The following is a 13,078-nucleotide window of genomic DNA, read 5'->3' as shown; positions in this document are numbered from 1 at the left end:
CCAAACAAGAAAGTAAACTTATACGCAGGTAGATGTTACCAAAGCTGAAAGCACATATAAAAACTTTTTTATCATTCTTAGCGAAGTATTTTAGAAAATCTTAGAAGCTTTTATATGTCTGAGGTACGAGTTTATAAAAGTTTCTTAGATTTTCAAAATACTGAGCTTTAGAATAATTAAAAATTTTTATAGTGCTGAAGTTTGGAAACATATCCCGGAGTATAAGTTAAGTGTCTGGTGTGGGTGTCTATAGTGCGACAATTTTTTCTTATTACAATTTTAATTTATTAAACTGCTTACAGGCAGTGACCGCAATCTTACTTCATTGATTCTGCAATGCTTAAAACTAGATCATCCATTAAAATGCCATCAGTTTCTTTCATGGTAGAATTTAAGGATATCTCATTATCTAAAATAGTCATTTCTTTCATTTCTTCTAAAAGCTCCCTCATTAATTTTCCAGATTGAGGTGCCCAAGAGCCATTCTCTATAAGTGCAAAAGTACGTTTTTGAAGATTTAATGCCTTCATATCCATTATATAATCAAACATTGGAGGATAAATCTTTAAATTATAAGTTACAGAAGCTAAAACCAAATGGCTATATTTGAAGGTTTCAGAAATCAAATAGGATACATGCGTTTTTGAAGCATCATACATAACTACATTTTTTATTCCCTTTTCCACTAACTTTGTTGCAAGACTATTTGCAGCGGCTTCTGTATTGCCATACATTGTAGCATATACAATCATTACCCCTTTTTCTTCTGGCTCATAACGGCTCCATTTATCATATTTATCAAGTAAGTATGCAAAGTCATTGCGCCATACTGGTCCATGAAGCGGACAGATAAACTTAATATCAATAGTACTTGCTTTCTTTAAAAGGCTTTGAACGTGAGGTCCGTATTTGCCTACAATGTTTGTATAATATCTTCTTGCATCGTCAATCCAATCACGATCAAAATTAACCTCATCATTAAATAGTTTACCATCTAAGGCTCCAAAGCTTCCAAAAGCATCTGCTGAAAATAATACCCCATTAGTAGTATCATAGGTCACCATAGCCTCAGGCCAGTGTACCATTGGAGCTGCTACAAATACTACATTGTGTTTTCCAAAGGACATATTGTCCCCTTCTTTAACTTCTGTTATCTTGCCATCTATATGAAAGCCAAACTGATGCATAAACAAAGCAGCTTTTTCAGTACATACGATTTTCACATCAGGATAGCGAAGAATAATTTCCTCTACACAGGCAGCATGATCTGGCTCCATATGATTTATTACCATATAATCTAAAGTTTTACCATCTAGAACTTTCTCTAAATTTTCAAGAAACTGACGGCAAATAGACCAATCCACTGTATCAAATAATACTGTCTTCTCATCTAAAAGCACATAAGAATTATAAGAAACGCCTCTTGGAATAGGATGAATATTTTCGAATAATTCAAGCCTTCTATCATTGCCGCCAATCCAATAAAGATCTTCTGTTACTTTTCTAATACAATACATAATTTTCTCCTCCTTAACACTGAAAACTTCTATTAAGCATTAAATTTCTATAAACATGTCTTTTTCTTCGCCACAAGCAGGGCAAGTCCACTCTTCAGGCAATTTTTCGAAAAGAGTACCTGGTGCTACTTCACCTTCAGGATCTCCAAGTGCAGGATCATATTCATAACCACAGCCATTGCAAACATAGTGCTTCCAGCTTGGAACTGTTTTCTTAGGAATAGCTCTTTTCATTTTCTTCATTGGCAGCGCTGCTTTTTTCTGCTCTCCATTATCTAAAGCTGCAGTAAGTAATGGTAATATTTCTTTTATATCACCCACAATACCATAATCTGCATTCTTAAAAATCTTAGCATTAGGATCAATATTTATGGCAACAATTGTAGTAGCATCCTTTATTCCTTTCAAATGCTGCCCTGCTCCAGAAATTCCACAAGCAATATAAAGATTACCATTAAATTTTTGTCCAGACATGCCAACATAACGATTTATTGGTACATACTTAAGAGTTTCGGCTACAGGACGTGAAGAACCTATAGCTGCACCAGCTTGAACTGCTAAGTCTTCTATTAACTTCATATTTTCTCTTTCTCCTATACCTAAACCTGCACTTACTACCCTGTCTGCCTTGATTATAGGAGTATCAAGTGGAATTCCAACTGTGAAATCATAACCATCAGCCTTTAATGCATCCACAAGGGCTTTGACTCTTTCTTCAGATGTTTCCTGCTTGAAAATAATCTTTTTACGGTAACCAGTAGCACCTTCTTTTTTGGCTCCTTTACCTGCCACTTCATTCTTAGGCATTTTTCCTATTATATGAGCTGCAATGACCATTCTTTGAATTTCATTAGTTCCTTCATATATAGTACAAATCTTAGCATCTCTATAAGCACGTTCAACTTCCATACCTTTAAGATATCCACTGCCGCCAAATATTTGAAGTGCATCATTTACAATCTCAAGGCATACATCTGAGGCATACTGCTTAGCCATTGCAGCTTCCATGCTGTAAGCTTCATGATTTTCCTTAAGCTCTGCTGCACTGTATATAAGAAATCTGGCTGCTCTAAGTTTTGTAGCCATATCTGCTAACTTAAACGAAATTACCTGCTGCTGGCAAATAGGTTTACCAAACTGAACTCTTTCTTTTGAATACTCTAAGGCATTCTCATAAGCACCTTGTGCTATACCAAGAGCTTGAGCTGCAATACCAATACGTCCACCATCTAGTGTAGCCATGGCAATCTTAAAGCCTTCTCCCTCCTTGCCTAACAGATTTTCTTTCGGAACCTTTACATCATTGAATATAAGCTCGGCTGTTGCAGAAGAACGAATACCCATCTTATCATAATGCTTACCAAAGCTAAAACCCTCTAAGCCTTTCTCTACTATAAAAGCACTAATACCACGAGTACCAATATCAGGAGTAGTTACTGCAAATATAACATAAATATCAGCTTCTCCTCCATTTGTAATAAATATCTTTTCACCATTTAAAATATAATAATCTCCATCTAATACAGCAGTAGTTTCAGTCCCGCCGGCATCACTTCCAGCATTTTCTTCTGTAAGACCAAAGGCTCCCAGCTTTTCTCCCTTTGAAAGCGGCACTAGGTATTTATTTTTCTGTTCCTCTGTTCCATAGGCTGCAATAGGATATGCTCCGAGTGAAGTATGAGCAGAAAGAATTACTCCTGTTCCGCCATCTACTCTTGATAATTCTTCAACAGCTATGGCATAACTTATTACGTCTAACCCTGCTCCACCATATTCTTTTCCATAGGGTATTCCCATCATCCCCATATGCGCTAGCTTATGAACTGCCTCTGAAGGGAATTTATTTTCCTGGTCTAACATGAATGCAATAGGCTTAATCTCCTCTTCGGCAAACTCTCTAATTTTCATTCTCAAGTTTTCATGTTCTGCTGTAGTCTTAAAAAACATAAACTTTTCCTCCCTCTAATCATCTTAAAAAATTGAACTATACCTTTTTAATGTATTTTTAAAGTGTATCTTCCCTCCAATCTAATCACTTCTTTACTTTTATTCCATATTTATCTTACTTTTCATTATAGTTATAATATTTCTAATATTCAACAGCAGTATTACCCTTAATTTGATGATATTTAGTAATAATACGCAATTAATAATAAATATCTTATAATATTTATATATTTTATAATAATAACTATTATATATCTAAATATAAAAACAAGCCACCAAATATTAAAATTCGATGGCTTGTTATTGAAACAAATCAATCCTTTAGTCTAAAGGTATATGACAGTATCCTTCAGGATTTTTCTTAAGATACTTTTGATGATATTCTTCTGCATCATAAAAACACTTTAGCTCTTCAATCTCTGTTACTATTTTCTTTTTATATTTTTCCTGCTGCCTTTCTCGGCTACCTTTTATAGTCTCCAAATCACTGGAGTCAATGTAATAAATACCTGTTCTATACTGGCTGCCTAAATCATTTCCTTGCCTGTTAAGACTTGTTGGGTCTATAACTTCCCAGAACTTATCCAAAAGTCTTTCCAAGCTGATTACATTCTCATCATATTTTATAAAGCAGGCCTCCGCATGACCTGTATCACTATAGCACACCTCTTCATAATTAGGTCTTTCTTTATGCCCATTAGCATATCCAACCTTTGTTTCCTTCACCCCCTGTATTCTAGACATGTACTCTTCTATTCCCCAGAAGCATCCTCCTGCAAGTACTATTTCTTTCATAAAAATCTACTCCTTTTACTCTTTTTATTCTAGACTTCCTCAATTTCTTACTTTATATCCTATTGTAATTTTTTCAACTTTCAATTTCTACATATATGAAATAATATATACTTTTTTTGTTAACTATTATTATACGACAAATCCATAGCTTTTAAAGTATCTTTTATCTCGCTTATAAAATAAAAAAGCACTTCAGAATCTATATTTATAGTTCAAAGTGCCTTCAATAATTACTTAAATTTTAAAACTTAGTTACTGGAATCTTATTTTCACAGGGTACACCTATTTGACATTTCCCACACCCATATCTAGGTTTGAATTTCTCAGCTGTTAGATCCAAAAAATTGGAACATATACTATGATTTTTTCCAGTCTCAAGAGATATTGCATTTACTGGACAGTTTTTTGCACAGGCCCCGCACATAGAACAATACTCATAAATATCTTTATAGGGTCTTTTGTCGGGAGTTATCTGTAGATCTGTTATAATACTGCCAAATCTACCGGATATACCTGCTCTTGTTATAAGTCCCTTTGAAAGGCCAAAGGTTCCTAGACCGCATACAAAGGCAACATGTCTTTCAGACCAATTACTTGTAAAAGAAGAGTCTGAATTGCCTGACGTTTTATTAAATGGACCTTTAAACCAAAATCTGTCATCCATGGAAGGAACAACAGCATTACAGCCCTCACTTATTAATTCTGACTTTAAATAGACAGACAGCTTATTTATTAAAACTTGACCTTCTATACGTCCGTGAAGCCATTCTTCTGAAGGCCAGGACATATCTTTTTTGTTTCCATTTCTCACTGCTTCACTATAGGGCAAAAAAAAGGATATAACAGTTTTCGCCTGTGGCAGCCATTCTTTTGGAAGCATGAAATGCTCTCCGACTGCTTTTGGGGCCTTAAGTAATGTAAAATATTCATCCTCTGCAGAACCAAAAGCAAAAATTGGTGCTTCAAAAATTTTCATTCCTACAACGTTTTTAGAAATAGCAATCTCTTTTGTTATTATATTGTTTTCTGACCTCTCTATAAAATCTGTTGCCATTTTTATTAAATCTTCTTTTTTCATTCTTTATTTTAGTGAGAAAGCTTATTATATGCTCCTTTCTCACTCCCCCCCTCCTATCATGTTATTGATACCTATATTTACTATGTAATTATACTACTTATTGGAATACTTTTCTATGGATTCATCAACTATCGATTTCTTAGTTCCATAAAAACAACCTGATTCTTCTGCATAAGAATTACTGATCTATCTATTTTATAAAAATTATAATTCTGTAACATGAATGGCTGCAAATAATGAACTAAATTAGAGTATATAAATAAACTTCATTAAATTATTTTAAAAATATAAAAAAAGCAGGTACAAAAAATCTTTTGATTCTTATACCTGCCTCTTTTATTCTGTATTAGATTTATGATAGCAGCTCAAACAATCTATCCTCGTTAATCTCTTCTTCACTATTGTCGAATTGTTTAATTTCTACATTACTCCATAAGCATTTTTTTGACTTTAAACTGTCTAAGAAAACATCCCAATTGGCGATTTTCCAGCTGTCCCTTGGAAGATTACGTTCCTTAATTCTTTGAAATAAAACTTCTGAGTTAACACTTACCTCCAAAACTAATGGAGTAGAAGCTTCAAAATTATATTTTTCTTTAAGTTTTTCTATGTAATCTTTATCTGAAAAGTAGCCTAAAAATGGTGCATCTAATACAACAGAAATACCGTTTTTCACATTATCTGCAGCAATATCTAATAAAGTTTCATATTCTAAAGGCATAATTTGGCTTTGATAAAATTCACAGCCATCTCTTTCATTTGGCGAAATTCCTTGAGTTTCTAATAACTTTCCAGTAAATTTGTTGCAAATAATATCTTTATCAAGGTAAGCAAATTTCAAATGTGCTGCTATTAATTTGCCAACAGTGGACTTTCCTGAGCCTGCTGCTCCAACTAAAAATACAACTTTAGCTGCCATATTTATTACCTTCCTTACTTATTATTTTGCTTTCTTTAAAAATACACCATAGGAAATAGCTCCAAGAATTAATAAGCCTGCACCTACTAAAAATACATTATTAAAGTTTCCAGTCTTATCAATAATAATTCCTGCTACTATTGGTGCCATAGCTGCTCCTAAAAACCCTCCAAAATTTTGAATAGCCCCTAGAGAAGCAACCTGATTACTAGGTGCAACATCTGCAGCAAGCGTCCAAATAACCCCTGATGGCAATTGAGATGCAAAATAACCAACTGATAATAATACAACACTTACCACTGTACTATGGATAAATGGCAGTGGCGCAACAGATATTGCAGCAAGAATAGCTCCACCAACAATTGGCACTTTACGAGCTGTTACAGCTTGTATACCTTTTCTTATAAGATAATCGGATAAGTATCCACCTACAAGAACACCAATAATTCCACATACAAAAGGTACTGATGCAACTACTCCCATTTGCTTTAAGCTAAAGCCACGAGCTTTTACCAAATATGCTGGAAGCCAAGTTAAATAAACCCATATAGTAAACATTATTCCAAAGTTTCCTATGATCATAAACCATGTATTTTTGAATTTAAACAATTCACCCCAAGAAGCTTGTTTTTCAGAAGATTCAGCTTTTCTCTGCTCTGCTGCTACTTCCAAAGCACCTTTTATTGATAAACTTTCTTCAGAGGTTGGGTCTCTATATAATTTTAACCATACTAATAACACTATAAAGCCTAGTATACCAATAACAACAAACATACCTCTCCAACCTAAAGTGAGCATTAACACAGTCAAAATAGGAGGAGCCACTGCATTAGCAATTTGTGAACCAGTATTAATAACAGAAACTGGAACTCCACGTTCTTCATCAGAAAACCATCTTTGGTTTACTTTTAAACCTGCTGTAAAAAATGGTGATTCTGCCACTCCTAAGAAAACACGCATCATATAAAATATAGGATAAGTGCTTGCAAAGGAACATATAATAGTTGCTGTTGACCACAATCCGCAAGCCCACGAGAACATCTTCTTAGGTCCAAATTTATCTACCAGCCATCCAGATGGCAGATTAGCAATGGCATAAGGCCATAAAAATGCGGAAAGTAAAACCCCCATTTTAGTGGAAGATAAACCAAATTCTGCTGCAATAGTAGTATTGGCTACGCTTAAGTTGGCCCTGTCAAGGTAATTGACAATAGCACCAATAAGTAGTAAAATAACAAAGGTCCAGCGAGTTTTCATATACTTTTTTGGGACATTCACTTCTTTTGTCTCAGTAGTGTTTTTTTCTTTCATAATATGTACCTCCAATCATTAATATAAACGTTTTATGTGTAGTTTTACTGTTGAGCAGCCTTGCAAAGACAGGGTCAATGCCTTTACAAGCTTTACTCTTAAATATTAAACTAATAGAAAAACTGGTCATTTTTCCTTTAGTTTATAAATAAACATATTGAATCACATAATCCAATAAATTTTATTTATGGTTTTAGGTAATAGATATTATGTAAAGATACAGGTCAAGTATCTTCACATAATAAGTTGCGGTAATGATTATGTATTAGTTTTTTAGCGGCTATTCTTAACTGCTTTAAGAAATAGTTTAGCTGCTTCCGTTACTTTTGTATAATCTCCATCTTTTTTTGCAGCTTTAGTAACAAAGCTGCCCACTGCAACACAAGTTACTCCTGCATCAAACCATTCTTTAACATTTTCAGGAGTAACACCACCTGATGGCAAAATCGGTGCTTGTCCTAATGGAGCTTTGATTGCTTTAACATAAGCTGGACCTACAAATTCTGTTGGAAATAATTTTATAATATCTGCACCAGCCTCTAGAGTTTCTACAAATTCTTTAGCTGTATATGCTCCACTTATAGTAACGGCTTGATAACGGTTAGCCATTTTAATCATCTCAGGATTCAGCTGTGGACTAACTAACAACTCTGCACCGGCTAAAATAGCTGTACGTGCAGTTTCAGCATCAAGGACAGTTCCTGCTCCTACAACAATACCTTCCTTTTTGTATTTATCTGATAATGTTTTAATAATTCCTAAAGCATTAGGTACATTCATAGGAATTTCTAATACTGTAATTCCGCCTTTTATAGCTGCTTCAGCTACTTTAATAATTTCTGCTTCATCATCAAGACGTATGATTAAAACTACTCCTGATTCATAAATTTGTTTTAAATTTTCTAGTTTTCTCCACATACAAATTTTCCTCCTTATAATTTGGTGTAAATATTAATGACTTGATCACCTCCTTAAATAGATATTTGTTAGCTAATCTAGCATATATAATTTACTGCCGGCATATCCAAGTTTCCTAGAAATTTGCATTGCAGTTTCTATAACAGCTTTTGAAATAAATAACTTTTTATCTTCTGTCATTGTATTATACAGACTGGCAACACTAATAGAAGCAGCAGGATTACCCCACTGGTCATATATTGCAGCACCCATACAATACATTTCTTTATTATCTTCACGATCGTCAATTGAATATCCGCGTTTTCTAATTTCTTTCATGTCTACAAGTATATCTTCAAGGTCGGTTTTGGAAAATTCGGTTTTACTAAGCAATTCTTTTTTACTAAGTATTTTTATAATCTTTTCATCAGGATATGCTGCTAACAAAGCTTTACCTAAACCAGTTGTGTGTATATATCTTCTTGAACCTAGTTTGGCTGTTGGTCTCATAAAAGAATGATTTTCCGCCTTATCAAGGTAAACAACATCACCATTATCCTCTATCCCCAAAAACACTGTACTACCAGTTTGCTTATTAAGTTCCTGAATATAAGGTCTGGCCTGATCAGTAACACCTAAACTGGAAATATATGAGCTGCCTATCTCAAAAGCCAATAAACTTAACCCATAAGTTTTTAATCTCTCATCCTTCATTTCAACCAAGCCTTTATTTATAAGGGTTTGGATTAACTCAAAAGTACTGCTTTTAGGCCAGGATTGAGCTTCACAAATTTCCTTTAATGTTAAAGGAGAATTACTATGAGCAAATAACACTAGCAAATCTACGACTCTTGCTGCTGATTTATTTTCTTTTGGAATATTCATTTAACTCCCTCCAGTTCGCATATGTGAAATGAGTTCGCAATTTTATTTATAAAAATATTTGTAATCTAAATCATAAATACATCTTTGGTTTGCATATGCGAACCATATTCGTATGTACGACTTTGATTACAAAAATTATTATAATACTATTTATTATGTTTGTAAACATTTTATATGAAATTTAAATTTCATAATCATTAAAGTTCTTTACCACAACTTTTACCTCCTTTCTTCTCAATCAATTCAACTAATGAAAACAAATCCTTTATAGATGATTTCGCAGGTTTTGCGTACTCTTTTTTGAGGGCTGCAAAAACACTCATCAAAACTGACACTTTTCAAGTTTTCAGCTTGCAATTTTGCCTGTTCTATTCCTTTTTAATTCTGCATTTTCATTGATTAATTTAATCCTATGCTAGTATAAATATAACACATCCTGACAGTTCCTCAATCAATTTTTAGCATTGAAAGATTTCTCGTACCAAGATGTGGACGCTTTATCATATATAAAGGTAGAAGATCAATACCTCTTTCAAGCTCTAACATTTCTTCCATAAGGCTTCCGTCAACCTCAAAAGCTATTTTGGGCGAAAAACCTGCTGAATGACATATAGAATCTGTTATACTTCTGAAACTGTAATTACTCACTAATGTAATAAAAGGATCTTCCGCAACCTCTTTAAGACAAATTGCTGATCTTCCTGTAAATCTATGACTGTTGAGCACTACTAATACAATTTCATCTTATTTAAAAGCAACTCTTTAATCTTACCTTGTTTTGATATAATATTTATATTATAATTAATTAACAATCATTTTATCAATAATATTATGTTTATATTGATAAATTAATAAATACTTTTTAAAAGTGGGAGTGTAAAATGAATACAGAAATAAAAGGTATACTTTTAACCTTACTTGCAGCAGCCAGTTTTGGAGCTGTTGCTCCTATTGCAAAGTTTATTTATCAATACGAAATAACACCAAATTTTATGTTAGCTTTACGATTTCTAATAGCTTCTTTATTTCTTTGGGGATATATATTTATAAATAGAAAAAAAATCAATTATAAACTTGAAAAAGATCAAATGATTATTATGTTATTAATAGGAGCATTTATTTATTTTTTAACTACAATCTTCTATTTTAACGCTATTAAATTTATCCCGGTATCATTACATGTTATGATTTTCTATTCTTATCCCTTTATGGTAAATATTTTTTCGTTTTTCGTATTCAAAGAAAAAATCAGTAAAAATCAATCTATGGCTATGATAATAGCTTTTGTAGGATTGGTTTTAACAGTTTCTATAAATTCTTCTGGATTTAGCATTCTTGGAATATCATTATCCTTACTAGCTGCAATATTTAATGGGACCTATATTCTTTTATTAGGTACAATTAAGATAAATAGAGTTGATTCCGTGGTAACAGCTGCTTATACAAATCTATTTAGCTCAATATCATTCTTTATTTATTGTGGTATAAAAGGCGAAATACATGTAGACATGCCTTCTAATGCATGGATTGCGATTGTTTTTATTGCAATTATTTCTACAGCAATTGCAATTATTTCATTATCAAAGGGTATCCGTATGATTGGAGCTTCTAAGGCTTCTATTATAAGTACTTTTGAACCCTTGGAAGGTGTAATTCTTAGCTTCATATTTTTGGGCGAAAGTATGAATATTAAACAAATAATTGGAATAGCACTTATCGTATTCGCAATATTCTTAATAAATATTCCTAGTACAAAAGAAAGTAATACACAAAATGCATATAATGAGAAAATCCTGTGAATTTTCATATTCTAGGGTTTTCTCACTAAACTCAGACTTCGCTTATACTCGTCTTCATCTTCTGTCACAGTTTTATTTCTCCCTACTGTTATATTTCAAATACTCTACCCCCTATGCATTCATTATTCCACTTTGATCTTCTCTTATCACTTCATCTAAAGTTTTTCCAAGAAGCTTGCCAATCTCAATAGGTACATCATAAAGTTCCTTCTCTATTGCCGTAGTTTTCACCTTTTTGAAATTCTGAGATTTTATTTTTTATTTCCACTTTGCATCTACACCATCCTTATACTTGATAACTAATGTAGTCTGCAGTTTTGTTGCTGTTGCAGCCATATTTATCATCTCTATTCACTTAATATATACAGCTTGAAGAAATGTAGGAAGTATGTTTTTTAAAAAACTATAAAGAAGTTTACTTTTATAAAGAATAGCTATTAGTGCCTTTAACTCTTTAAGCTCCTCTAGTGATTTTCTTAAAACATACTCCAAAACAAGCCACGACGAGTTATCAAAAATTCATGACCTGCTTTTCTATCTATAATAAATCCTCAAAAATTATATCCAGCATTCCTTTATAAATCCTGCATTTATAATTACCTGGCATCTGATCAAATAAAGAACCTGTCTTATCATAATTATAAACAGGACAAACACCACAGTATGGACTGTACACACAATCGCAACACCCCGGAAGAGCCTCTAGACAGGAAGCTATACACAAGGCATTGCATGTTCTACTATTAACTAACAAACTAAAATCATCCTTGTATACATTACCTAGTTTAAAGCTGTCGTCTCCCCTTTCCGCAAGCATTCTACCTTCATCACAGGTAAATATATTTCCATCATAGTTATAAGCCATTTGTCCTATAGTTCCTCCGCAAGGTGATCTAAGTTCCATATAATTTATATATTCTGTCTTTAATATCTTAGATAAAAATATTGTATAATGTCCTTCCTTTATAGCTTCACCCTTGCTATTTAATTCTTTAATATAATTACAGCACTTTTTATAGAAGTCTAAAAATTCTTCTGGAGTATATCCAATTTCATTCCATCTATCTTTTGAATTACCTAACGGCGTAAGTGGTCTTATAAACAGAGTATCCATACCTAATTGAACATATGTATCTATTATTTCTTTCCATCTGTTTAAACTAAATCTAGTAGTCGTCTGTATAGCTTGTACCTTTAAATCTTTTCCTCTTTCTTTATAGAGCTTATTAATCTTATCTATTTTTTCTTTTACAATTTTAAAGGAGCTTGTGGTTCCATATGGTCTGTTTTTATCATGCACATATTCATCACCATCTATAGAAGTGGCTATATTGACATTATTATCTATAAAAAATTCTATCATATCATCATTCATTAAAATTAAGTTACTTACTAAATTAAAGCCTATTTCCTTATTTATTTTCTTATTTTTCTCTAAAGAATATTCTAAAATATATCTTATTGTTTCAAAGTTCAGTAAGGGTTCTCCACCTTGAAATTCAAAAGATAAACTTTGAGATGATGACTGCATAGCTATATCTACGGCTCTTTTAGCCGTTTCTTTATTCATCATTTTGTTTAAATTATTCCCTAAACTAGCAGTAGCTTGGCAATAAACACAGCTTTGATTACAATTTGTTGTAAGTACAAAAATGTGCAGTTGAGTTCCATCAAATAAACACGTTTTATGTCTCTTTAAAAGCTCTGAAGCATTATCTACAAAGGAATCTTTATTTCCATCAACTATAAAATATTCCTTAGCCAGCTTTTTGTATAGCTCATCGCCTTCTTCATAATTCTCCATATAGACCTTTGGGAATTCATCTTCTGATAAAAATATAAAATTTCCCAGATCATTAGTTAACAGATATTTGTCTTTAAACTTTTTAAAGTTAAAATAGTTTAAATTACTATTCATTTTTCACCTCTT

13 protein-coding genes are annotated in these 13,078 nt (G+C 32.7%); 1 reads left to right on the top strand and 12 read right to left on the bottom strand.

The features are described 5' to 3' along the window. Positions 1 to 317: 317 nt before the first annotated feature. The 10 genes from I6U48_RS25100 to I6U48_RS25055 form a co-directional block, all read right to left on the bottom strand. Positions 318 to 1,517, bottom strand: coding sequence for an FprA family A-type flavoprotein (locus I6U48_RS25100; protein WP_218323214.1), 1,200 nt, complete (start codon positions 1,515 to 1,517; stop codon positions 318 to 320). A 39-nt stretch (positions 1,518 to 1,556) separates the two neighbouring features. Beyond that, positions 1,557 to 3,464: an acyl-CoA dehydrogenase family protein gene (locus I6U48_RS25095; RefSeq protein WP_218323213.1), complete on the bottom strand. Its 1,908-nt coding sequence runs from the start codon at positions 3,462 to 3,464 to the stop codon at positions 1,557 to 1,559. 321 nt (positions 3,465 to 3,785) lie between these two features. Continuing rightward, positions 3,786 to 4,259, bottom strand: a complete 474-nt coding sequence (msrA, locus tag I6U48_RS25090; RefSeq protein ID WP_218323212.1) for a peptide-methionine (S)-S-oxide reductase MsrA — start codon at positions 4,257 to 4,259, stop codon at positions 3,786 to 3,788. A gap of 241 nt (positions 4,260 to 4,500) precedes the next feature. Next, positions 4,501 to 5,337 carry a 4Fe-4S binding protein gene (locus tag I6U48_RS25085; RefSeq protein ID WP_218323211.1) on the bottom strand — a complete coding sequence of 279 codons (837 nt, stop codon included), beginning with the start codon at positions 5,335 to 5,337 and terminating at the stop codon, positions 4,501 to 4,503. 352 nt (positions 5,338 to 5,689) lie between these two features. Next, entirely contained in the window at positions 5,690 to 6,256 is a 567-nt protein-coding gene (locus I6U48_RS25080; protein ID WP_218323210.1) for a P-loop nucleotide/nucleoside kinase family protein, read from the bottom strand. Positions 6,257 to 6,277: 21 nt separating this feature from the next. After that, positions 6,278 to 7,567, bottom strand: coding sequence for an MFS transporter (locus tag I6U48_RS25075; RefSeq protein ID WP_218323209.1), 1,290 nt, complete (start codon positions 7,565 to 7,567; stop codon positions 6,278 to 6,280). Positions 7,568 to 7,840: 273 nt separating this feature from the next. Next, entirely contained in the window at positions 7,841 to 8,485 is a 645-nt protein-coding gene (gene eda, locus I6U48_RS25070) for a bifunctional 4-hydroxy-2-oxoglutarate aldolase/2-dehydro-3-deoxy-phosphogluconate aldolase (protein ID WP_218323208.1), read from the bottom strand. Positions 8,486 to 8,557: 72 nt separating this feature from the next. Next, positions 8,558 to 9,349, bottom strand: coding sequence for an IclR family transcriptional regulator (locus I6U48_RS25065; RefSeq protein ID WP_218323207.1), 792 nt, complete (start codon positions 9,347 to 9,349; stop codon positions 8,558 to 8,560). A 243-nt stretch (positions 9,350 to 9,592) separates the two neighbouring features. After that, positions 9,593 to 9,691 (bottom strand): histidine phosphatase family protein, encoded by a 99-nt coding sequence (locus tag I6U48_RS25060; protein WP_246615544.1) that lies wholly within the window; start codon positions 9,689 to 9,691, stop codon positions 9,593 to 9,595. Between the two features lie 105 nt (positions 9,692 to 9,796). Beyond that, a complete protein-coding gene (locus I6U48_RS25055; RefSeq protein WP_312891138.1) occupies positions 9,797 to 10,087 on the bottom strand; it encodes a LysR substrate-binding domain-containing protein in 291 nt (96 codons plus the stop codon). 143 nt (positions 10,088 to 10,230) lie between these two features. Between I6U48_RS25055 and I6U48_RS25050 the strand changes: the two genes are divergently transcribed. Further along, positions 10,231 to 11,148, top strand: coding sequence for a DMT family transporter (locus I6U48_RS25050; protein WP_218323205.1), 918 nt, complete (start codon positions 10,231 to 10,233; stop codon positions 11,146 to 11,148). 111 nt (positions 11,149 to 11,259) lie between these two features. Here I6U48_RS25050 and I6U48_RS30655 read toward each other — a convergent pair whose 3' ends face one another. Next, positions 11,260 to 11,403: a DUF1659 domain-containing protein gene (locus I6U48_RS30655; protein ID WP_446681757.1), complete on the bottom strand. Its 144-nt coding sequence runs from the start codon at positions 11,401 to 11,403 to the stop codon at positions 11,260 to 11,262. 283 nt (positions 11,404 to 11,686) lie between these two features. Beyond that, complete coding sequence (hxsB, locus tag I6U48_RS25040; RefSeq protein ID WP_218323204.1) at positions 11,687 to 13,066, bottom strand: His-Xaa-Ser system radical SAM maturase HxsB; 1,380 nt, start codon at positions 13,064 to 13,066, stop codon at positions 11,687 to 11,689. Between the last annotated feature and the right edge of the window lie 12 nt (positions 13,067 to 13,078).

This window comes from Clostridium thailandense, from assembly GCF_019207025.1.
Classification (GTDB): Bacteria; Bacillota; Clostridia; order Clostridiales; family Clostridiaceae; genus Clostridium_AM; species Clostridium_AM thailandense.
Note: the sequence above shows the minus strand (reverse complement) of the source record. Positions and strands in the feature narration are given on the sequence as shown.